This window comes from Mycobacterium ostraviense (assembly GCF_002705925.1).
Taxonomy (GTDB): domain Bacteria; phylum Actinomycetota; class Actinomycetes; order Mycobacteriales; family Mycobacteriaceae; genus Mycobacterium; species Mycobacterium ostraviense.
This window is the reverse complement of record NZ_NKRE01000001.1, coordinates 2,455,031-2,476,638: the sequence shown is the minus strand read 5'-3', so window position 1 is coordinate 2,476,638 and position 21,608 is coordinate 2,455,031. Positions and strand designations below refer to the sequence as shown.

The 21,608-nt window shown below is 67.1% G+C and carries 15 protein-coding genes; 5 read left to right on the top strand and 10 right to left on the bottom strand.

All coding sequences use genetic code 11. The features are described from left to right. Window positions 1–80: 80 nt before the first annotated feature. From CDN38_RS11315 to iniR, 3 genes are all read right to left on the bottom strand, one after another. Entirely contained in the window at window positions 81–1,370 is a 1,290-nt protein-coding gene (locus CDN38_RS11315) for a pyridoxal phosphate-dependent aminotransferase (protein WP_075512305.1), read from the bottom strand. A gap of 30 nt (window positions 1,371–1,400) precedes the next feature. Continuing rightward, on the bottom strand, window positions 1,401–4,247 hold the full coding sequence (locus tag CDN38_RS11310) for a (Fe-S)-binding protein (protein WP_099318958.1): 2,847 nt from the start codon (window positions 4,245–4,247) through the stop codon (window positions 1,401–1,403). A 179-nt stretch (window positions 4,248–4,426) separates the two neighbouring features. Continuing rightward, the gene (iniR, locus tag CDN38_RS11305; protein WP_099318957.1) at window positions 4,427–6,883 is read right to left on the bottom strand and encodes an isoniazid response ATPase/transcriptional regulator IniR; all 2,457 of its coding nucleotides are present in this window, start codon (window positions 6,881–6,883) and stop codon (window positions 4,427–4,429) included. A gap of 216 nt (window positions 6,884–7,099) precedes the next feature. Between iniR and CDN38_RS11300 the strand changes: the two genes are divergently transcribed. The 4 genes from CDN38_RS11300 to iniC all read left to right on the top strand — a co-directional run bounded on the left by CDN38_RS11300 (window position 7,100) and on the right by iniC (window position 13,710). Further along, window positions 7,100–7,648, top strand: coding sequence for an Rv0340 family IniB-related protein (locus CDN38_RS11300; RefSeq protein ID WP_075512308.1), 549 nt, complete (start codon window positions 7,100–7,102; stop codon window positions 7,646–7,648). Window positions 7,649–7,919: 271 nt separating this feature from the next. After that, window positions 7,920–10,286 (top strand): IniB N-terminal domain-containing protein, encoded by a 2,367-nt coding sequence (locus CDN38_RS31750; protein ID WP_204903242.1) that lies wholly within the window; start codon window positions 7,920–7,922, stop codon window positions 10,284–10,286. 102 nt (window positions 10,287–10,388) lie between these two features. After that, window positions 10,389–12,212 (top strand): isoniazid-induced dynamin-like GTPase IniA, encoded by a 1,824-nt coding sequence (gene iniA / locus CDN38_RS11290; RefSeq protein ID WP_075512310.1) that lies wholly within the window; start codon window positions 10,389–10,391, stop codon window positions 12,210–12,212. A gap of 16 nt (window positions 12,213–12,228) precedes the next feature. Next, window positions 12,229–13,710: an isoniazid-induced dynamin-like GTPase IniC gene (gene iniC / locus CDN38_RS11285; RefSeq protein WP_075512311.1), complete on the top strand. Its 1,482-nt coding sequence runs from the start codon at window positions 12,229–12,231 to the stop codon at window positions 13,708–13,710. 4 nt (window positions 13,711–13,714) lie between these two features. On the opposite strand, the gene CDN38_RS28940 is transcribed toward iniC, so the two are convergent. From CDN38_RS28940 to CDN38_RS11245, 7 genes are all read right to left on the bottom strand, one after another. Beyond that, window positions 13,715–15,472 (bottom strand): Hsp70 family protein, encoded by a 1,758-nt coding sequence (locus tag CDN38_RS28940; RefSeq protein WP_075512312.1) that lies wholly within the window; start codon window positions 15,470–15,472, stop codon window positions 13,715–13,717. 89 nt (window positions 15,473–15,561) lie between these two features. Then, on the bottom strand, window positions 15,562–15,984 hold the full coding sequence (locus CDN38_RS11270) for an oligopeptide transporter substrate-binding protein (RefSeq protein WP_075512313.1): 423 nt from the start codon (window positions 15,982–15,984) through the stop codon (window positions 15,562–15,564). A 70-nt stretch (window positions 15,985–16,054) separates the two neighbouring features. Continuing rightward, window positions 16,055–16,636 carry a hypothetical protein gene (locus tag CDN38_RS11265; protein WP_075512314.1) on the bottom strand — a complete coding sequence of 194 codons (582 nt, stop codon included), beginning with the start codon at window positions 16,634–16,636 and terminating at the stop codon, window positions 16,055–16,057. Window positions 16,637–16,672: 36 nt separating this feature from the next. Next, the gene (locus tag CDN38_RS11260; protein ID WP_075512315.1) at window positions 16,673–17,224 is read right to left on the bottom strand and encodes a hypothetical protein; all 552 of its coding nucleotides are present in this window, start codon (window positions 17,222–17,224) and stop codon (window positions 16,673–16,675) included. 58 nt (window positions 17,225–17,282) lie between these two features. Next, window positions 17,283–17,786 carry a (2Fe-2S)-binding protein gene (locus CDN38_RS11255; RefSeq protein ID WP_075512316.1) on the bottom strand — a complete coding sequence of 168 codons (504 nt, stop codon included), beginning with the start codon at window positions 17,784–17,786 and terminating at the stop codon, window positions 17,283–17,285. Next, the gene (locus tag CDN38_RS11250; protein ID WP_075512317.1) at window positions 17,779–18,666 is read right to left on the bottom strand and encodes an FAD binding domain-containing protein; all 888 of its coding nucleotides are present in this window, start codon (window positions 18,664–18,666) and stop codon (window positions 17,779–17,781) included. Before CDN38_RS11250 ends, CDN38_RS11255 begins: the two co-directional genes overlap by 8 nt. After that, a complete protein-coding gene (locus CDN38_RS11245; RefSeq protein WP_099318955.1) occupies window positions 18,663–21,002 on the bottom strand; it encodes a xanthine dehydrogenase family protein molybdopterin-binding subunit in 2,340 nt (779 codons plus the stop codon). The genes CDN38_RS11250 and CDN38_RS11245 overlap by 4 nt, the downstream gene beginning before the upstream one ends. 46 nt (window positions 21,003–21,048) lie before the next feature. Here CDN38_RS11245 and CDN38_RS11240 point away from each other — a divergent pair, with 46 nt between their 5' ends. Next, window positions 21,049–21,606: a nucleotidyltransferase family protein gene (locus CDN38_RS11240; protein ID WP_075512319.1), complete on the top strand. Its 558-nt coding sequence runs from the start codon at window positions 21,049–21,051 to the stop codon at window positions 21,604–21,606. The last annotated feature ends 2 nt before the right edge of the window (window positions 21,607–21,608 follow it).

Below are 21,608 nucleotides of genomic sequence, written 5' to 3'. Positions count from 1 at the left end.
CCACGTTTGCCGAGTCGCCGAGGCGAGCAGGTGCGCCGTCTCCAAGTCGATTGGTTTGCCCGGCAACGAGTTTCGCGAAGTTACTGGCGGTAGCTGACCAGGAAGTTACCCAGCCGCTCGATCGCGGCGGCGAGATCGCGTGACCATGGCAATGTCACCAGGCGCAGGTGATCGGGTGCCGGCCAATTGAATCCGGTGCCCTGGGTGACCAGAATCTTCTCGGACAGCAACAGGTCCAAGACGAGTTCCTCGTCGTCGGCAATGTCGTAGACCTCGGGGTCCAACCGAGGAAACGCGTACAGCGCTCCGGCCGGCTTGACGCAAGACACCCCGGGAATCTCGTTGAGCTTGGTCCAGGCGACGTCGCGCTGCTCGAGCAACCGGCCGCCGGGAAGCACCAGGTCCTCGATGCTCTGGTGTCCGCCGAGGGCGACCTGAATTCCGTGCTGCGCCGGGACATTTGGGCACAACCGCATGTTGGCCAGCAGGCTGATGCCCTCGATGAAGCTGCTGGCGTGGTCTTTGGGCCCGGTGATTGCGAGCCAGCCGGCCCGGTATCCGGCGACCCGGTATGCCTTGGACAGGCCGTTGAAGGTCAGGCACAACATGTCGTGGGCAAGCGAGGCCACGCTGATGTGTTTGGCGTCGTCGTAGAGGATCTTGTCGTAGATCTCGTCGGCGAGCAGCAGCAGCTGATGCTTGCGCGCCAAATCGACCATCTGGGTGAGGATTTCGCGGCTGTAGACCGCGCCGGTGGGGTTGTTCGGGTTGATCACGACCAAGGCCTTGGTGCGGTCGGTGATCTTGGATTCCAGGTCGGCGATGTCGGGCTGCCAGCTCTGGGTCTCGTCGCAGAGGTAGTGCACGGGCGTGCCGCCGGCCAGCGAGGTCGACGCCGTCCACAGCGGGTAGTCCGGTGACGGGATCAACACCTGATCGCCGTTGTCCAGCAGCGCCTGCAACGTCATGGTGATCAGCTCGGATACCCCGTTGCCCAAATAGACGTCGTCGACGTCGAATCGCGGGAAGCCCTCGACCAGCTCGTAGCGGGTGACCACCGCACGGCGGGCCGACAAAATGCCCTGCGAGTCGGAGTATCCCTGGGCGTAGGGCAGCGCTTGGATCATGTCGCGCATGATCACGTCGGGCGCCTCGAAACCGAACGGCGCCGGGTTACCGATGTTGAGCTTGAGGATGCGGTGACCCTCGGCTTCCAGCCGCGCGGCGTGTTGGTGTACCGGGCCGCGGATTTCGTACAGGACGTCCTGCAGCTTGGACGACTGCGCGAAGGTGCGCTGCCGGTGATGACTTGCGGCATGCCAGGGCAGCTGGTGAGTAGTCACGTCAACCATGGTCTCATCGCTGTCCAGTGAAATTTGCTGACAGGTGTCAAATCGTGGTCAGCGCTTCCCCGGTGGACGGGCGCCGGGTGCGATGCCCAGCCCCTTGACGGGTGCCGGCGGGGGAGCCGCGTCGGCATCGGCCGGCGCGGCGGGGGCTGCCGGTTCCGGTTTTGTCTCAGGTTCGGCGGAGGCGGCCGGTGCCGACGGCGCCGCTGGGGCACTGGCCTTCTTGGCTCCTGGACGCTTGGCACCGGCGGCGATGCCGAGACCTTTCCCGGGTGCCGCCGGCGGTGCCGCGGCTTCGGGTGCTGTGCCGGTCTCCTCGGCGGGGGCAGCCGGTGCTGGAGCCGCTGCCGGGGCGGTGGCCTTCTTGGCTCCCGGGCGTTTGGCGCCGGCGGCCAGGCCGAGCCCCTTGGCGGGTGCGGCCGCTGGTGCTTTGGCGGTTTCGCTTTCGACGCCAGGGGCGGGGGCCGTCGCTTTAGCGGGAGCTGCTTTCTTGGCGCCGGGCCGCTTCGCTCCACCCGCGATGCCCAGCCCCTTGACCGGCGCGGCGGGCCGTTCTTCAGCCGCAGCCTCGGCCGGAGCCTCAGCTGGAGCGGTCGGCGTGGCGGCTTTCGGCGCTGCCTTCTCTGCCTTCTCTGCCTTCTTCGTCTTAGCGGCCCGCTTCTCGGCCTCTTTGGCGGCGGTGCCCTTCTCCGGCAGTTTCACCGCGTCGCGGTCGAGCGACCCGAGCAACACCTGGGCCACGTCGAGCACCTCGACGCCGCTGCGGCCGGCTTCTTCCTGCCGGTCGTTGACGCCGTCGGTCACCATCACCCGGCAGAACGGGCAGCCGGTGGCGATGGTGGCGGCGTTGGTGGCCAGCGCCTCGTCGACGCGTTCGTGGTTGATCCGTTTGCCGATGTGCTCTTCCATCCACATCCGCGCGCCGCCCGCCCCGCAGCAGAAGCTGCGCTCGGCATGGCGCGGCATCTCGGTGAGGTTGGCGCCCGCGAAGCCGATCAACTCACGTGGGGCCTCGTACACCTTGTTGTGCCGGCCCAAATAGCACGGGTCGTGGTAGGTGATGTCTTGGGAAACGGGAGTCACGGGGACCAATCGGTTGTCCCGTACCAGCCTGTTGAGCAGCTGAGTGTGGTGCAACACGGTGTAGTTGCTGCCCAACTGCCGGTATTCCTTGCCGATGGTGTTGAAGCAGTGCGGGCAGGTGACCACGATCTTGCGGTCGACGGTCTCCACGCCCTCGAACAGTCCGTCCAGGGTCTCGACGGCTTGGGTGGCCAATTGCTGGAACAAGAATTCGTTGCCCGAGCGGCGTGCGGAATCGCCGTTACAGGTCTCCCCGGCACCCAGTACCAGGAACTTCACCCCGGCGGTGGCCAGCAGTTCGGCGACGGCTTTGGTGGTCTTCTTGGCTTTGTCGTCGTAGGCGCCCGCGCAGCCCACCCAGAACAGGTACTCGAAGCCGTCGAAGCTGTCGACGTCCTCGCCGTACACCGGGACGTCGAAGTCGACCTCGTCGATCCAGTTGGTGCGGTCCGAGGCGTTCTGCCCCCACGGATTCCCTTTGTTCTCAAGGTTTTTGAACAGCACCGACAGTTCGGATGGGAACTCCGACTCCATCATCACCTGGTAGCGGCGCATATCAACGATGTGGTCGACGTGCTCGATGTCCACCGGGCACTGCTCGACGCAGGCGCCGCAGGTCACGCACGACCACAACACGTCGGGATCAATGACGCCGCCCTGTTCCGCGGTGCCGACCAGGGGTCGGTTCGCCTGCTGGGGCCCGGAGCCGGGCACCCGGCCGAATCCGGATTCGGGAACGTGGTGGTGTTCGCCGCGACCGGATTCGACGTAGCCGCCCTCGCCCCCCTTTTCGCTCGGTTGCTTCTCCCCCAGGAGGTAGGGCGCCTTAGCCATCCAGTGGTCGCGCAGGTCCATGATGACGAGCTTCGGGGAGAGCGGCTTGCCGGTGTTCCACGCCGGGCACTGCGACTGGCAGCGCCCACATTCGGTGCAGGTGGCGAAATCGAGCATGCCCTTCCAGGTGAAGTCTTCGATCTTGCCGCGCCCGAATTCGGCGTCGTCGGGCGGGTTTTCGAAGTCGATCGGCTTGCCGTCGGCCTCGATGGGCAGCAGCGGGCCCAGCCCGTCGGGCAGGCGCTTGAACACAACGTTGATCGGGGCCAGGAAGATGTGCAGGTGCTTGGAGTGCAGCACGATGATCAGGAAGGCCAGCATGACGCCGATGTGCAGCAGCAGGGCCACCGTCTCCAGGATCTCGTTGCCGGTGTGGCCCAGCGGACGCAGGATCGAACCGAACAACTGAGATAAGAATGCCCCCTTGCCATAGGGCAGCGTGCCGTTGTTCACCGCGGACCCGCGCACCAGCACATAGGTCCAGATGACGTTGAAGATCATGAACAGGATCAGCCACGCGCCGCCGGTGTGTGACCCGTAGAACCGTGAGCCGCGGCCGTACTCCTTGGGCTCGGTCCGCAACCGGATGATCGCGAAGGTGACGATCCCGAGGAACACCGCGGTCGCGAAGAAGTCCTGCAGAAAGCCCAGCGCGTCCCACCGGCCGATGATCGGGATGTGGAAATTGGGCTGGAATAGCAACCCGTAGGCCTCGATATAGACCGTCAGCAGGATGAAGAAGCCCCACATGGTGAAGAAGTGCGCCAGACCCGGGATCGACCACTTCAGCAGCCGGCGCTGGCCGAACACCTCGGCGATCTCGGTCCAGATGCGGGTCCCGAGGTTGTCGTTGCGGTCGCTGGCCCGTTGACCGGACATGATCAGCTTGTACAGCCACCAGACCCGTCGCAGCGCGAATGCGCCCACTATCGCGGTCATGCCCAGGCCGACTACCAGTCTGATGAGCGTCTGCGTGGTCACCGAAAGTCTCTCCAATGCCTTGTCATTTTTGGGTCATTTTTGGGTCATTTTTGGGTCATTTTGGGTCACTCTGGCGTGCTCTATTGCCTGCTCAACCTGCCCATACTGTCATCTTTGCCGTGTTCGATGCGAGAAAGGCTGTCCTAACTTCGCGGTCGGTGCTGCGTCTTATCTGCGGCTCAGTCCGGTGGGCTCAACATTGCGCGCAGCATCGACAACATTTCCGAGCGGGACTCGGCGCCGAGCCGTCGGCGGATCCGTGCGACGTGATGTTCGACAGTCTTGGCCGAAATGAACAACCGGCTGCCGATGTCGCGGTACGGCATCCCCAGCAGCAGCAACTCGGCGACTTCGCGTTCCCGATCGGACAGCGGAGTGCCCGTCGCTGGCTGGCGTGGTGCAGCCGACGCGCCCGCAGCCGGCTCCAGGTCGTTGACCTCCTCAGAACCCGTGCCCAGCTTCAGGTCTCGGGCCAGTTGCAGCATCGCACCCGAAACCTTGGGGTCCGAGGTTTGCAGGGCGGCCTGCCCGGCCAGCCTGGTCGCGTCCGAGGTCAGACCAACGCGGGACAGCGACCGTGCCGCCATGGTTACCTCGTCGGCGTCGACCTGATCGGCCAGCACTCGTAGCCAGGTCCGGCCGGCACCGGACAGGATCTGCGCGAGGCCGCTGTGGGCCGCCGCCGCGGCCAGGGCCTGCCCGTGCGGCGCGACCGACTCTGGTGAGCCGGCAAGTATTCCGGCGTGCACGCCGGCCCAGTGCAGTGAATTGGCCCACAAGGGCGGGCTGCCCAGCGAATCCAGAAGGGCGAACGCCTCATTCACGGGGTATTCCAGTTGGTCCACCTGGCGTATTCGGGTGGCGGCCACCCACAATTCGGCGAGAGGCAACAGCGCGAACAGGTCGATCGAATATTCGGCGAGCACATCCATGGCGGCGGACCACTGCTTGTGCAGCACACCGGTATCGCCGCTGCGGCGCGCGATCGCAATGTGCAGTGCCGCGGCCCACAACGCGTCACGTCGGTGAAGCTCCGTGCCGGCTGCGGCGACATCCGCGGCGGCCGACGGCAGCTGGCCGTCTTGCATCTTGATCCAGGCGGACAGCAGCAGGTGCCGGCTCCGAAACACTGCGTCGCCACCGGCGCGCACCGCCCGCCCGATCACGCTGCGGGCGCGAACCGGGTCGCCGGCGTGTATTGCGGCCAAGGCAACCAGCGCGGCCGGGCTGTCCGGCATGGCTTCGGTCACCGATGGTTGGGCCGCAAGGGCCTGGCCCAGTTTTGCCATCGCGACCGGATAGGGCTGATCCATCGTCAGCAGTAGCCCCTCGGCGAGGCCGCGCGAAGCTCGCGCAGCCATCGTCGGTGGACCGGAGTCATTGATACGCAACGTATCTCGTGCAGCCGTCAGATCACCCCTGGCCGCAAGCACGATCGCCGCGGCCGAACCGACCACCGCGTCCGGATGTGGACCCAGCCAGCCGAACAATTCGGCGGCCTGAGCTGTATTGCCGTCATGGGTGGCGACGCTGGCCGCAATCCGCACCGCCGCGGCGCGTTGGGCGGAATCGGGCGAGCTGAGCAGCTCGTCGGCCAGTGCTGCCGCTGCTGTGCAATCGGCGGTGAGGGCAAGCGCATCGGCCAGCCGGGAGGTCAGTCCGGCGGCACCCGCATTGACCGCCGCCCGGTACAGCCGTGCGCTGCGGGCCGAGTCGCCGTCGGCCACGGCATATCGGCTGAGGACGGCTGCCAGCCGGTCGTCATGTAACCCATGTTCGGCTAGTTGCAACGCGAGATCCTGCGATATCGGCGAAATGTCGAATTGCTTACGCAGCAGTGATGTTTCGATCTGATGGTGGCGCGCGTTGCCGATAATCAGGGCGATGGCGTCATGCACAGCCTGCAGGAAGGCCGGGGGATGGGCGGGTACGACGAGTCCGCTGCCGTACGCACGATCGACTAGCCGGCGGGCGTCTGCTGTCGAAACCCCAAGCGCTGCAGCCACATCGGTGACCCCTAACCCTGGACTCAGCGACATGAGCAGCATCGCCTCCAGTGTCGGTTCGTCGAGTCGGCGCAACCGCTTGACGAGCGCGAACTTGGCGGCCTGTGCCGGCGGATGCGCCCCGTCGGACACCGCATGGATCAGGAACGGCAACCCAGCCGTGCAATCACGCAGGTGCTCGGCGACCGGCCGCGGACCCAGTGATACTCGAGGCCGCTGCCGTTCGATGGCCATCGTCAGGGCACGTAGCGCCGGGTCCTGCTGGTGATCTTCGGCGGCTACCACGACCGTGGCATGAGGTTCGGAGGCCCGCTCGGTCAGCCGAACGAGTTCGGCGTCGGTCAGTAGGTGGGCGTCGTCGACGACGAACACCGCGTCGGACGGATCACCGTCCCGTGGAGGGCGGGTCAGGATCGTCAACCCGGCGCGGCGCAGCGCCTCGCGGCCCGCGGCCAGCAGGGATGTCTTGCCGGTTCCGATGCCACCACAGACAAGGGCTTTGACGGGGGTCTTGGCGGCATTGGCCAAGTCATCGACGACACCGCGTGCGGCGGGCGGGACATCGGCGGGCGAAGGGATCACGGATGCGTCGCCGTATTGCGCGAGTCCGGCCGGTGGCTCATTTCGCATCCTCGGCTTCTTCGCAGTCCACTGGTTTTCACTGGTTTGTCGGCAGCCGTTTCACCATAGCCCGTCATTCCCCATAACCCCGGTATTCCCCTAATGTGACACCCCCTAATGGGATCGCGGGGTCCGCGGGTTTCACACCGAACACAGCGGCGCAGTCAACCGATAGCATCGTGCTAACGCGAGACCAGCACGAGAGATGTGCGAAGTGGAGGCGCGATGGCAAACTCGTTGCTCGACTTCGTCATCTCGCTGGTACGCGATCCGGAGGTAGCCGCGCGTTATGCGGCCAACCCGGCTCAGGCGATCGCTGATGCTCACCTTGCGAATGTGACCAGCGCCGACGTCAAGAATCTGATCCCAGTAGTGTCGGATTCGCTGTCAATGGCCGGTTCGGCTGGAGCTGCTGCCGGGACGCAAATCGCTGACCATGGCAACGTCTGGGCAAGCGGCGCGGCGGCGGCTGCTCTCGATGCGTTCTCACCGCACACCACGGCGCCGGCTTTCCAACAGCACAGCTCGGCAAGCCATGTGATCAACGAGCCGGTCTTGCCGGGGTCCGGCGAAATGCCCACCGATCCTCATCCGGTCGGGATCGAACCGCATGAGCCGTCGGTGCTGCTCACCGGCGCTGACGTGCCCGATTCGAGGTTCGACCATGGTGGCTTCCCGGCGGACGACCCGGCGATCTGGGACCACCCGATCATTCACCCGCACACCGTCGACCCCGACCACCGCGGGTTCGGTATCCACGGTGAAATTCATTAGTTACTGACCTGATCGATCGCCCGGTGAAGGCTTGACCGGTGGCTGTTGACGTCCAGAAATGCGGTTGATAGGGGCTGTTTTCGGTGTCGCGTAGGGGCGCGTCGATTTCCCCTAACCCCCTAATGGGGTGGCCTGGCCGATCCCGATGGGTACCTGACTGACCGGGGGATCTGACCCCGATTTCGGCGGGATGCTGACTCCATAGCGTTGATGGCAGAGCGCCGGCCTTCTCGGCGAACAACTCCACACATTGAATTGAAGGGACATGAACATGACCTCGCTGGTCGACTACATCCTGAGCCTGTTCCGCAGTGAAGACGCGGCAAGGTCGTTCGTCGCCGCTCCCGGGCAGGCCATGACCAACGCCGGTTTGATCAATGTGTCGCCCGCGGAGTTCTCGGCGGCCGCGGCCAGCGCGCTGCCTTTCCTTGATCTTGGTGCCGGCGACCCGATCGGTGGTTTACAGCAGGCGGTGGCCGATCAGCACGGCCTTGCGCTGGCGGCTGATGGGGGGGATATGTCGTCCGCTGTTGTTGCCCAGGATGCCGGAGCCGTCATGAGCACCGCCGGCGCCACCGCCGGCGGTGAGGGCCTGTTCGCGGGCGAGCTGCGCGCCTCCGCAGCGAGCGTCATCGCGACCGACGTGGGCGCCGGTTTGGCCGCTGGGCTGACCAGTGGTTTGGGTGCCGGGGCCTGGAGCCAGAGCGGGCTGGGTTGGCAGACGGGTGCGAGCGGATTCGTTCCCGGTGTCGTGTTTGCCGCCCCGACCGGAGGCTTTGGCAGTGAGGCGGGTCTGGGCTTCGGTGCTGGAGTCCAGGGCGCGATCGGTGCACAGGTTGGTGCTGGGTTAGGCCTTGGGCTTGGCGCGCAGACGGGCTTGGGCGCCCAGGCTGGTCTAGGTTTTTCTGCCGGTTTTCAGGCCGGAATTGGAGCTCAAGTTGGAGCCGGCCTAGGTCTGGGTGCTCAGACGGGTCTGGGACTGCAGACCGGTGTGGGCTTTGGTCTTGGAGGCCAGGCCGCCGCTGGTGCTCAGGCTGGTGCCGGACTGGGGTGGGGCCTTGGCGGCGGCATCGGCGGTGAGGCTGGTGGCGCCATCGGTGGTGGTGCAGGGTTTGGCCTCGGTAGTCAGGCCGGTGGCGTGATTGGTGCTGGTGTTGGTGGTCAGGCTGGTGGCGTGATCGGTGCCGGTGTTGGGGGTCAGGCTGGCGCCGCCGTTGGTGCCGGTGGCAATGGCCACATCGCTGTTGGTGGTCAGGCCAGTGGCGGCCTTGTAGGCAAGGTCGGTGTGGGCGCCCAAGGTGGCATTGGGGGCCAGGCCGGTGGCGCTGTTGGCGGAGCGGCGGGTATTGGAGGCCAGGCGGCTGTAGGTGCCGGTGGCGGTATCGCTGGCCAGGCCGCGGTCGCCAGTCAGGCGGGTATCGCTGGCCAGGCCGCGGTCGCCAGTCAGGCGGGTATCGCTGGCCAGGCCGCGGTCGCCAGTCAGGCGGGTATCGCTGGCCAGGCCGCGGTCGCCAGTCAGGCGGGTATCGCTGGCCAGGCCGCGGTCGCCAGTCAGGCGGGTATCGCTGGCCAGGCCGCGGTCGCCAGTCAGGCGGGTATCGCCAGTTCGGCAGGTATCGCAAGCCAGGCCGGTCTCGGCCTCGGCGGACAGGCAGCGTTGAGCGGTGGGGCAGCGGCCTCAGCGGGTGGTGGGCTCGCCGGCGTAACCAACGTCAGCGGCCTAACCGGTATTGGCGGCAACGCATCGCTGGGCGCGAGCGGCCAGGCTGGGTTGATCGCCAGCGAAGGCGCTGCCCTGAACGGCGCGGCTACCCCGCATATTTCAGGTCCGCTGGGTGGCGTCGGCGTGGGCGGTCAAACGGGTGTTACCAGCGGTGCCGGCCTGGGTATTGGAGCGGTCGGCCGCAGCGACATCGTGAGCGGTGAAAGCACCTATATCGGCGCGGGCGGCGGCACAGCTGCGGGGCTCGGTGGCGCGGCGACGGGCGCGGGCGGCGGCACAGCTGCGGGGCTCGGTGGCGCGGCGACGGGCGCGGGCGGCGGCACAGCTGCGGGGCTCGGTGGCACGGCGACCGGGGCGGGCGGCGCCACCGCTGCCGGGCTCGGCGGCACCGCTGCCGGCGTCGGCGGCGATACCAGCCTCGGTGGTCAAGCCGGGGTCGGCGGAACCGCGGCCGGCGGGGCGCACGGCGACATCCTCGGCCACGAAGGTGCCGCACTCGGCGGTGGTGTCGGCGCTGGCACCACGCCGGCCGAGCCCGGACCGGCCATCCCGGCGGTCCACGGCCCCGTCATCCAGGGCGGTGCGGGCGCCGGGGCTGATGGCCAGGTGACTCCTCCGTCGGGCGGTGGTCCCGTCGTCCACAGCCCGGGCCCTGTCGGACTCGGTGGCATGAATGCCCCCGTGATCAACGCACCGGCTCCATATGCCCCGATTCCGACGCCGGCACCGGGGCCGACTCCTCCGGTTGAGCACACACCGGTGTTGACACCGCAAGAGCAGGTGTCGGTGGAACCGCCCGCCCAGTATGCGCCGCCGAGCGCCTCAGTGTTCGGTAATGAGCCGCCGGTGCCGCACACGCCGCCAGTGCACACCGAGCCGCCGTCGCCCGGCCCGGCCGGCCCGCACGGGTTCTGATTCGCCGGAACCGGCGCGGCCAAACCGGCGGGGACCTTCGTGGTCCCCGCCGGTTCGTGCGCCTACCGTAATTGCAGGCGATCGAGAAAGTGGGGCAGTGCGGTGACTCAACCCGATGACCCGCGTCGGGTCGGTGTGATCGTCGAGCTGATCGATCACACCATCGCGATCGCAGAACTCAACGAACGCGGTGATTTGGTGCGACGGTTGAGGCGCGCCCGCGCGCGGATCACCGACCCGCAGATCCGGGTGGTGATCGCCGGCCAGCTCAAACAGGGGAAGAGCCAACTGCTCAATGCGTTGCTCAATCTGCCGGTCGCGCGGGTGGGGGACGACGAGGCCACCGTCGTGATCACCGTCGTCAGCTACAGCGCCCAGCCGTGGGCCCGGATCATCCTTGCGGCGGGGCCCAATGGTGAGACGACGGCTGTTGACATCCCGGTCGACGACATCACCACTGACCTGCGTCGGGCCCCGCAGGCCCACGGCCGCGCCGTACTTCGAGTGGAGATCGGCGCGCCGAGTCCGCTGCTTCAGGGCGGGCTGACGTTCATTGACACCCCCGGTGTAGGCGGCCACGGGCAGCCGCATCTGTCGGCAACACTGGGTCTGCTGCCCGACGCCGACGCCCTGCTGATGGTCAGCGATGCCAGTCAGGAATTCACCGAACCGGAGATGTGGTTTCTCCGCAAGGCCCACCAGGTCTGTCCGGTCGGGGCGGTGGTGGCCACCAAAACCGACCTGTACCCGCATTGGCGCGAGATCGTCAACACCAATGCCGCGCACTTGCAGCGCGCCCGTGTGCCCATGCCGATCATCGGAGTTTCGTCATTGTTGCGCAGCCACGCCGTCACGCTGAACGACAAGGAACTCAACGAAGAATCCAACTTCCCGGCGATCGTGAAGTTCCTCAGCGAGAAGGTGCTGTCTCGTGAGACCGACCGGGTCCGCGACGAAGTTCTACGTGAAATACATTCGGCGGTAGAGCAATTAGCGATATCTGTCGGTTCGGAATTGTCGGTCATCAACGACCCGGCGGTGCGGGACCGGCTGGCTTCCGACTTGGAGCGGCGCAAGCGCGAAGCCCAGGATGCGCTGCAGCAGACCGCGTTGTGGCAGCAGGTGCTCAACGACGGTTTCACCGACCTGAGCACCGACGTGGACCACGATTTGCGGGCGCGCTTCCGGGCGGTCACCGAAGATGCTGAGCGACAAATCGATTCGTGTGATCCGACGCTGCACTGGGCCGAGATCGGCGCCGACGTGGAAAACGCGATCGCCACCGCCGTCGGGGACAACTTCGTCTGGGCATATCAGCGCGCCGAAGTACTGGCTGACGACGTCGCCCGCTCGTTCGCCGACGCGGGGCTGGATTCGGTGATGTCCCCGGAGCTGAGCAAGCGCGCCATGGGCGCCGATTTCGGCGAGCTCAAGGCGCTGGCCCGGCTGGAATCCAAGCCAGCCGGCAAGGCTCAGAAAATGGTCTCCGGCCTGCGGGGTTCCTACGGCGGCGTGGTGATGATCGGGATGTTGTCCTCGGTGGCCGGTCTCGGTCTGTTCAATCCCGTGTCGGTGGGGGCCGGGCTGATACTCGGCCGCATGGCATACAAGGAGGACAAGGAGAACCGGCTGTTGCGGGCCCGCGCCGAGGCCAAGACTAATGTGCGCCGCTTCGTCGACGACGTCTCGTTCGTGGTCGGCAAGGAGTCGCGCGACCGGCTCAAGATGATCCAGCGCACGTTACGCGACCACTACCGCGAGATCGCCAACGAGCTCACCCGATCGTTGAACGAATCGCTGCAAGCCACCGTCACCGCGGCACATCTGGAAGAAGCCCAGCGCGACAACAGGATTCGCGAACTCGAACGACAGCTCGACATCCTGAACCAGGTGACCGACAACCTGCGCAAGTTGAAGCCATGCTGACGCCGCTGGGACGAGAGTGAGCACAACCGATCGGGTCCGCGCGATTCTGGGCGGAACCATCGAGGCCTACCGGGGTGAGCCGGCCTACCGGCAGCGGGCAGACGTCTTTCACGAGCTCGAGCGCATCAGGTCGCGGCTGGGCGAACCGATCCGCATCGCCCTGGCCGGCACGCTCAAGGCGGGCAAATCCACTCTGGTCAACGCACTCGTCGGCGACGACATCGCCCCGACCGATGCCACCGAGGCAACCCGGATCGTGACCTGGTTCCGGCACGGTCCGGCTCCAAGGGTCACCGCCAATCACCGCGGCGGACGGCGCACGAATGTGCCGATCACGCATCGGGGTGGTCTGAGTTTCGACTTGAGCCGGCTCGATCCGGCCGACATCGTCGACCTCGACGTCGAGTGGCCAGCCCAAGAACTGGTAGGCGCTACCATCATCGACACCCCCGGAACGTCGTCGCTGGCGCGCGAAACCTCCGAGCGCACCGTGCGGCTCTTGGTACCCGCCGACGGGGTGCCGCGGGTGGACGCGGTGGTGTTCCTGTTACGCACTCTCAACGCCGCAGACATCGCCCTGCTCAAGCAGATCGGCGGGCTCGTCGGTGGCGCGGCGGGAGCGCTGGGCATCATCGGTGTGGCGTCGCGGGCCGACGAAATAGGTGCGGGGCGCATCGATGCCATGGTCTCGGCCAAGGATGTGGCCACGCGGTTCACCGATGAGCTGAGTCGGACGGGCGTCTGTCAGGCGGTGGTGCCGGTATCCGGGCTGCTTGCACTGACCGCGCGCACGTTGCGCCAGGCCGAATTTTCCGCGTTGAAGAAGCTGGCCGGAGCCGACAGCGCCGAACTCAACAAAGCCCTGTTGAGCGTGGATCGTTTCGTCCGGCCGGACAGTCCGTTACCGGTGGATGCGGGCACGCGCGCGCAGTTGCTCGAGCGGTTCGGCATGTTCGGCATCCGCATTTCGATTGCCCTGCTGGCGGCCGGTATCACCGATTCCTCAGGACTGGCGGCCGAATTGCTGGAGCGCAGCGGGCTGGTGGAGCTCCGCAAAGTGATCGACCAGCAGTTCGCGCAACGCGCCGACATGCTCAAGGCGCATACCGCGCTGGTGTCGTTGCGCCGGTTCGTGCAGCTGCACCCGGTCATGGCGACGCCGTACGTGATCGCCGACATCGACCCGCTGCTGGCCGACACCCACGCCTTCGAGGAACTCCGAGTGCTGAGCCTGTTGCCTTCGCGGACAACGACGTTGAACGAAGATGAACTCTCGTCGCTGCGCCGCATCATCGGTGGCTCGGGGACCAGTCCCGCAGCCCGGCTGGGCCTGAGTCCGCAGAATTACCATGACGGTCCACGTGCCGCGCTCGCCGCGGTGCAGCGCTGGCGCCGCCGAGCCGAACATCCGCTCAACGATCCATTCACCACCAGGGCCTGTCGCGCGGCGGTGCGCAGTGCGGAGGCGATGGTGGCCGGATTCGCCGCACGGCGTTGACGCTCTAGGCCCCCGGTGCCGCTGTGGTCGGCGTGACGGGCGCGGCTGTCGTTGTCGGTGGCTGTTGAGTGGTCGTCGGCGGCGCGGTAGTCGTCGGCGGCGCGGTGGTGGTCGTCGGCTTGGTGGTGGTCGGCTGGGTTGTTGTGGTGGTCGGCGGAGCAGTCGTGGTGGTGGTAGTGGTAGTCGTCGGCGGCGACGTCGTGGTCATGGTGGTGGTCGGCGGGGCGGTTGTCGTGGTGGCCGGCGGTGGCGGGGGCGTTGTGGTGCTTGGTGTTATCACCGTCACCGTGGGGCTGTTGTTCGGCCCGACCACCGTCACCGTCTGCGGTGTCGGCGGGGGCACCGGCGATGTGGTGTTGACCGGCTTGCTTTTGCTTGGGCCCAGTGTCAGCCCCAACACCACCGCGACCAATATCGCCAACCCTGCTGCGGCCAGGCTGAAGACCACGGCGGCGCGCTTGTACCACGGCAGAGGTTCGGCTTCGGTAGCCGGCGGCTGGTCATGCTGCTGGTCGACAGCCGTTGCGGTGCGGCCGTATTCACCAGTGGCATCGGGTCCGGTGTAGGGGACCGGTTCATTGCCGGTGTTGGCGTCCTCGGACCAGGCCAGCGGGAGGTTGGCCGGTTCGGTGGCGGGTGGGTTGACCCACGCCGTCGGCGCTGCCTCGGTGGGGACGACCGCCCCGACGATATGAGTCGGTGCGTCGACGGCGGGTCCGGCACCGGTCGGGGCACCCGCTGACGACTGTGCTTGGCCGAGCAGGCCCGCGCCGATCGCGGCGCTGGACGACGGTTGCGGCGTGGTGAAGACGGGCACCTGCAAGCGTTCCGACAGGCGGGTGGTGACCAGCGGGATCGCGGCACCGCCGCCGGCGGTGGCCACGGCGGCCAGGGCGGCCCGAAACCCGTTGCGCTGCAATATCTCTTCGACAAAGCCGACGAAACGGTCCAGGGGGGTGGCGATCAGTTGCTCAAACTCGTTGCGCGACAGCCGAACCGCCTCGCCGGCGCCGGTGGCAATGGTGGCCGTCATCAGTGCCGACAATTGCTCCTTGGCGGACCGGCATCCGCCGAGCAGACGCGTCACCGACCCCATGCGGGTGGCGGTGCCCGACACTTCGGTGCTGTCGACATCGGGGGCCACTCTGAGCAGGTGGCCCAGGACAAGTTGGTCGATTTCGTCGCCGGAGAACTCGCGGTACCGAAACGTCGGGCCGATCTGGCGGAGATTCGAACCGGCGTCGGCCAAGGTTACGCTCGTGCCCCCGGCGCCGAAGTCGCACAGCGCGACGACGCCACTCGTCGGGCATCCGGGCCTGGCGTGCAGCGCGGCCAGTGAGGCCGTGGCATCGGAGATCACCGTCGCCGGCACGCCGTCGGGCGCCAATGCGGGCTCGCTCAGCAGTGCTGCGCGCAGCGCGGCGAACTGGCCTTCGGACCAGTAGGCCGGAGCCGCGATGGTGATCGGGGCGCCATAGCCGACGGTTCGTGCCATGGCGTTGAGTGCTTCCACCGTGAGGGCCTCGCCCTGATGCCTGGTCCCGTCGGCCGCCACCAGCGGAGCCGGGTCGCCGACCCGCTCGACGAAACCGCGCAGCACCAGTCCCGGCTCGGCCAAGTCCGGGTTCTCTTCTGGCAGGCCCACTTCGGCTGCCCGATGCTCGAACAGCCGTAACACCGATGCCCGTCGCACAGGGTTGCCGTCCGCCCGGGCCGCGACCAGGTTGGCCACCCCGATGGACAACCCGAGCGAAACGGTCATCTCGCACCCCCTGTGGTCCATTGCGTGCCGGCGATCGGTGGCCGACGGCCGTTCCCCACGATAGCCGCCGTCGAAGCGCAGCGATCGGCTCAGAGGCCGGGCGGCAAGTTGATCACGGTCGGTATCGGCAGCGTGATCTGCGGCGGCAGAGTCGGCAACGCCCCGGGCGACGGGTTGGCCCCCGTCGTCGCCGTCGTCGTTGTCGTTGGTGCCGTCGTCGTGGTCGGCGCTGTGGTGGTCGTCGGCGGCGTGGTCGTGGTGGTGACGGTGGTGGTGATCGACGCGGGAGTGGGGCGTCCGTGCGCAAGCTGGATGATGCCGTAGACGATCAGCGCGATGAGGGCCGCGATCAGTACGCCCCAGCCGACCAATGCCAGCGGTTTGGGCCATCCCGGGGTGCCGGGCTCAGGTTGCGGCTGTTGTCCGTGTCCGCGCGGGCCGTCGCCGTATCCGTAGTTGCCGTAGACGGTCGGGTCGTCGGCGCCGTAATCGGGCGGGTCGTACCTAGCCACGGCCGCAGATGCTAGCCCGCGACGACCTCCGGCATCCGGCAGCCACGCGGGCCGTTACCGATCAGCAGCCTTACGGAAGGTTAGGTGGCAGGGTGATCGGCGACGGCAATCCCGGGATGGTGATCACCGACGGCAACGGCGGCAGACGTGGCAAGCGCCGCGTCGGGGCCTGTGTCGGCTGCTGAGCCGGAGGCTGGCCTTGCGGCGTGGTGGCCGGCGGAGCCTCGATTGTGGTGGGGGGCGGCTCAGTTGTGGTCGTGGTCGACTCCACTGTCGTGGTGGTGGTCGTGGGGGCCGTCGTGGTGGTGGTCGGCGTCGGGTTGGCGCCCTGCTGATCACCCATCAGCTGGGTGATGCCGTAGATGATCAGCGCGATCAGGATCAGGCACAACAGCGCCCACCCGATCAGCTTCGCCGGCTTGCGGTACCACGGTTTGGGCTCTTCGTCGAGGTCGGATTGCTCGGGCGGTTCGGATTGGTCAGGCGGCGGGAATTGCTCAGACGGCGGCCCGTGCTGGGCCGGCGGGGGAGGGGCTTGCTGGTACGGCAGGTTTGGCGGAGGCCGGCCGGCCGGCGGGTATCCGCCCGCTCCGAAGCCGCCATACTGGGTCGGCTGGTTGTGGAAGTCTTCGGGTGGTCCGTAACGTGCCACAAAACCGATGGTACTGACGCCGGGGTGCTTCCCAGCTCAGAAGGTGCTGACCCGGTCGATGCTGACGAACATGCCATGCCCGGTGCTGTTGTTCTGGAAGCGGGTGCCCTCGGCGGTGGAGGTGATGGTCCAGCCCTGCGCGTCGTAGGTCTTGTAGTCGATGGTGACGGTCGGAATGGCGCCGAGATTGCCGAGGACCCACTGCACGGTGCCGGCGGCCGTGATGTGCACGCCGTTGGCATGCTCGCCGTCTTTGATCGGGGAATTGGTGAACGGCGCCTCGCAGCCGACGCTGTCTTTGTTGATCTGGCAGCGGGTCTGGCCGGATTTGGTCTCGATGAAGACGTAACCGTTCTGGTCGGGCGGTAACGGGATGGCACCGGCCGGCGTAGTCGGGCTGGCCGGCGTTGTCGGCGGCAGCGGCGCCGTGCCGCTCGGTGGCGAGGTACTGGGCCGCGACGTCGGGAACGACGGCTCGATCGGCCCAGCGCCCGGTCCGGCGATCGGCCTGCCGTCGATAGTGGAATCGCATCCGGCACCGAGCGCACCCGCCGCCAGCAGGGCCGCCCCGATCTGCAATAACCGCACGCGCTACTCCCGAGATTCTCAAAGACCAAACCTCAGATTACGCAGCAGGTGACGCAAGTTACCGCAGTGACGCGCCTTCGGCTTCGGTGTGGCCCATTACTTCTGCGGCCCGGCGCGCGGCCGCGACGATGCCCTGGTAGCCGGTGCATCGGCAGAAGTTCCCGGACAGGGCTTGGCGTATCTGGTCGTCGGAGGGCTGGGGATTGTCGTGCAGCAGCGCGGTAATCGACATGACGAAACCCGGCGTGCAAAAGCCGCATTGCAGTCCATGGCACTCCCGCAGCGCCGCCTGCACCGGCGAAAGCTCGCCGCCGGCGGATGCGGCGCCCTCCACCGTCGTCACCTCCATGCCGTCGGCTTGGACCGCGAACAGCAGGCACGAGCGGACGGCAGCGCCGTCCAGCAACACCGTGCATGCGCCGCACGCACCGTGTTCGCACCCCAGATGAGTGCCCGTGAGTCCGCACTTGTCACGCAGGAAGTCCGCCAACGTCATCCGCGGTTCAACGCTGGCGGCGACGGAATTTCCGTTGACCGAGAACTGGACTGATCGCTCATGCATAACTGGCTCCGGCGCTTGCTTGCTGGGCTGCTTGCGTCCAGGCGCGGGCCGTCATGGCGGCACCCACCCGGCTGCGGTACGACGCCGACCCTTGCAGGTCCGACGGAATGTCGTCGAGTTCCGACATGGCCGCCCGGCCGATCTCCTCGGGTGTCACCTTGCGCAGCGGCATGCCGGTGACCGCGGTTTCGGCCGCCGTCGCACGCTTGGGCGTGGAGCCCAGGCCCAGCAACCCGATCGCGCAGCGCGACACCCGGTCACGGTCGTCGAGCCGCACCCCGACGACTGCCCCGGCGATCGCGAAATCGCCGTGTCGGCGCGCAAATTCGCGTATCGCAAAGCCGGATCGGCCATTCCACACCGGAAACCGGACGCCGGTGAGCACCTCGTCGGGCTCCATGGTGGTTTCCCACAGGCCGGCGAAGTAGTCCGCCGCAGCGATCTCGCGGCGGCCTCGCGGCGACAGCACCTCCATCACCGCGTCCAGGGCCAGCGCCACCGCCGGGTATTCACCGGCGGCATCGGCATGCGCGATCGATCCGCCCAGGGTGCCGCGGTTGCGGATCTGGAAGTGCCCGACGAACGGCGTCGCCAAGCTCAGCAACGGAACCGCTTGGCGCACTTGCTCATCGGCGCCAACTACGGCCTCGGTGGCGCCCGCTCCGATCCACAGTTGGTCACCGCGGGTTTCGATGCCGCGCAGCTCGGGCAGCCGGGATATGTCGATGAGGTGATCGAAGTAGGCCAGCCGCATCGACAACATCGGCACCAGACTTTGGCCTCCGGCAAGGATTTTCGCGTCCTCGCCGAGTTCAGCCAGCAGGCCCACGGCCGCTTCGACGGTATCGGGTCGGTGGTAGTCGAAAGCTGCCGGCTTCACCGCGACGCCTCTTCCAGCAACGAGACGATCGACGACGGACTGGCCGGCAGCCGGGTGATGGCCACGCCCAGCGGCGCCAGGGCATCGTTGATCGCGTTGATCACTGCGGGCACCGAGCCGATTGCCCCGCCTTCGCCGACGCCCTTGTATCCGCCCGGGCCCGGACCCGGGAATTCGACGTGGCCGTATTCGATCAGCGGCACCTCGGTGGCGGTCGGCAGCAGATAGTCGACGAATGTCGTGGCCAGCGGGTTGCCGTCGTCGTCGTAGACGAGATTTTCCAGCAACGCGCCACCGATGCCCTGCACCGTTCCACCGGCGATCTGTCCTTCCACGATCGCCGGGTTGATCATCGGCCCGACGTCTTCGCTGACGATGTAGCGCAGCAGCGTGACTTTGCCGGTCTCGGTGTCGACTTCGCAGGTGCAGGCATGGGTCGCGTTGGCCCAGTGAATCGGGTTCGGCGAGTTGAACCGAGCGCTCACCTCCAAAATGGGCGACATTCCCGGCGGCAACTGCTGCGGTGCGTAGTGGGCCAGGTAGGCCAGCTCGCCGAAGGACACCTGGGCTGCCGGGTCGCCGCGTACGGCGGCGCGCGAATGGGCTAGTTCCACTTCGGATTCGGCCACCTTCAGGCGATGCGCGGCCAGCTTGACGATCTTTTCGCGCAGTATGGTCCCCGCCTCGCTGACGGCCCCGGCGGTCATCGGTCCGCTACGGCTGCCCTGGGTCCCGGCCCCGTACGGCGTGGTCGCGGTGTCGCCCTGGATGGTTCCCACGTCGTCGAAATCTGCCCCCAGCACGTCGGCGGTCAGCTGAATAACCGTGGTTTCCAAGCTGTTTCCGCTCGAACCGCCGTTGACGTAGACGGTGATCTTGCCCGTCGGCTCCATCCGGACGGTGGCGCCTTCGGTAGCCAGGTGGCCGGTCGCCGCGCCCGTCGGCTCGATGTAGGCCGAGAAGCCGAGGCCCAGGTAGCGCCCGTGCGCCAAAGCCTCGGCCTGTTCTTTGCGGAAACCCTCGTGGTCAACGATTTTCACGGCCTGTTCGAACGTCTCGATCGGAGCGACGTGGTCATACGGCATGCCGTTGGGGTTGAAGTACGGCATCTCGTTCTGGCGCAACAGATTTCGCCGGCGCAGCTCGACGGGATCGATGTTCATTCTGCGCGCGGCGATGTCGAGAAGCATTTCGCGCGCCAGGCTTTCGAACTGCCATGGACCGCGGTAGGCCGCCAACCCGGCGGTGTTGGAGAACACCGTCAGGTAGTTGAAGCTGGCCTTGGGCACCCGGTACGGCCCCGGGAAGAACATGCCGATGGCAGCCGTCGTCAACACCGGATAAGGCGTCGGATAAGCCCCGATGTCCTGGACGAAGTCGATGTCCGCGGCCGCGATGTTGCCCTGGTCGTCGAACGCCATCCTGGCCCTGCCGTCGACATGACGCGCCTGTCCAGCCGACATCAGGTTCTCGCGCCTGTCCTCGATCCACTTCAGCGCCGCGGGCACCTTCCGGGCGGCCAGCATGATGCACATGTCTTCGCGCATCGGGACGACCTTCTGGCCGAAGCCGCCGCCGGTGTCCCGCGCGATAACCCGAACCCGTTGTGCCGCAATGCCTAATATGCGGGCACAGAAAGCGCGCAGCTCGTGCGGAGTCTGGGTCGACGCCCAGACGGTCAGTTCTCCCGAAGCCGCCGCCCACTCGACCACCAAACCGCGAGTCTCGATCGGCACCGGCAGATAGATCTGCTGGTACAGGCGCTCTTCCACGACGTAAGGCGAAGTGACGAAAATGCTTTCGTCCGGCGGGGCCCCGCCCAGCCCGCCGGCCACGTTGTTCGGGTAGCTGTCGTGCACCAGCACTTCCGTGGACTGAGCCTGCCTGAAGTCGACGACTGCCGGCAGTGGCTCGTAGTCGACGTCGACCAGTTCGAGCGCGTCCTCGGCCAGGTAGCGGTTCTCGGCGACGATCAGCGCGACCGGGTCGCCGACGAACTTCGCCTCACCCTCGGCCAGCGGCGGCCGGGGGGTGTCCGGGACGTCCTTACCCGCGACCGCGTGCCAGGCCTCCCGGACATCGGGGTTGAGGTCGGCGGCGGTGAACACCGCGTGGACGCCGGGCAGTGCCAGCGCCGCCGAGGCGTCGATGCTGTTGATCCGGGCGCGAGCAAACGGGCTGCGCACGAAGCAGGCGTGCAGCATGCCGGGCCGCGAAATGTCGTCGACGAAGCTGCCGTGGCCGGTCAGCAACCGGCTGTCTTCGACGCGCTGCACGCGAGTGCCGGCATAGCGGGGCGCCGGGGCAGCGCTGGTCGGTGGCAAGTCCTGAGTCATGGCGCTCCATCTGGTTGTCGCCTTTTGAGAAGGCCAATGTCATCATATGAGAGTGGCATTATCGGAGTCGATAGTCGTCGGACTCCTCTTAGCCGCAGGTGCCGGGCGGCGGTACGGACGTCCGAAGGTCCTCGTGGACGGTTGGCTCGAGGCCGCGCTGGATGCGCTGACCGGCGGTGGTTGCACCGGCGTCGTCGTGGTTCTGGGCGCTGCCCAGGTGGCGGTCCCGCCCGGTGTCATCGCGATTACCGCCGCGGATTGGCAACAGGGGCTGAGCGCGTCGGTGCGCGCCGGCCTTGCCCAGGCCGATCGGATGCACGGGGACTACGCAGTCTTACACGTTATCGATACACCCGATGTCGACGCCTCGGTGGTGGCGCGAGTGGTCAACCGCGCGGTGGCGTCCCGCAGTGGTCTGGCGCGGGCCTACTTCGGCCAGCGGCCCGGACATCCGGTGGTGATCGCCCGCAGGCATTGGCCGGCAGTGCTGGCCGCGATCTCGGGGGACCAGGGGGCGGCCGCGTATCTGCGGGGGGCGCCCGGGGTCGAGGTCGTCGACTGTGGCGACCTCGCCAGCGGCGTCGATATCGACGAACCGCTGTGATG

Coding starts and splice junctions, on each gene's coding strand:
- iniR (WP_099318957.1), bottom strand. CDS start 6,883: ATGCGAAATGAGCCACCGGCCGGACTCGCGCAATACGGCGACGCATCC.
- CDN38_RS31750 (WP_204903242.1), top strand. CDS start 7,920: ATGACCTCGCTGGTCGACTACATCCTGAGCCTGTTCCGCAGTGAAGAC.
- CDN38_RS11255 (WP_075512316.1), bottom strand. CDS start 17,786: ATGCATGAGCGATCAGTCCAGTTCTCGGTCAACGGAAATTCCGTCGCC.
- CDN38_RS11300 (WP_075512308.1), top strand. CDS start 7,100: ATGGCAAACTCGTTGCTCGACTTCGTCATCTCGCTGGTACGCGATCCG.
- CDN38_RS11245 (WP_099318955.1), bottom strand. CDS start 21,002: ATGACTCAGGACTTGCCACCGACCAGCGCTGCCCCGGCGCCCCGCTAT.
- CDN38_RS28940 (WP_075512312.1), bottom strand. CDS start 15,472: ATGACCGTTTCGCTCGGGTTGTCCATCGGGGTGGCCAACCTGGTCGCG.
- CDN38_RS11240 (WP_075512319.1), top strand. CDS start 21,049: ATGAGAGTGGCATTATCGGAGTCGATAGTCGTCGGACTCCTCTTAGCC.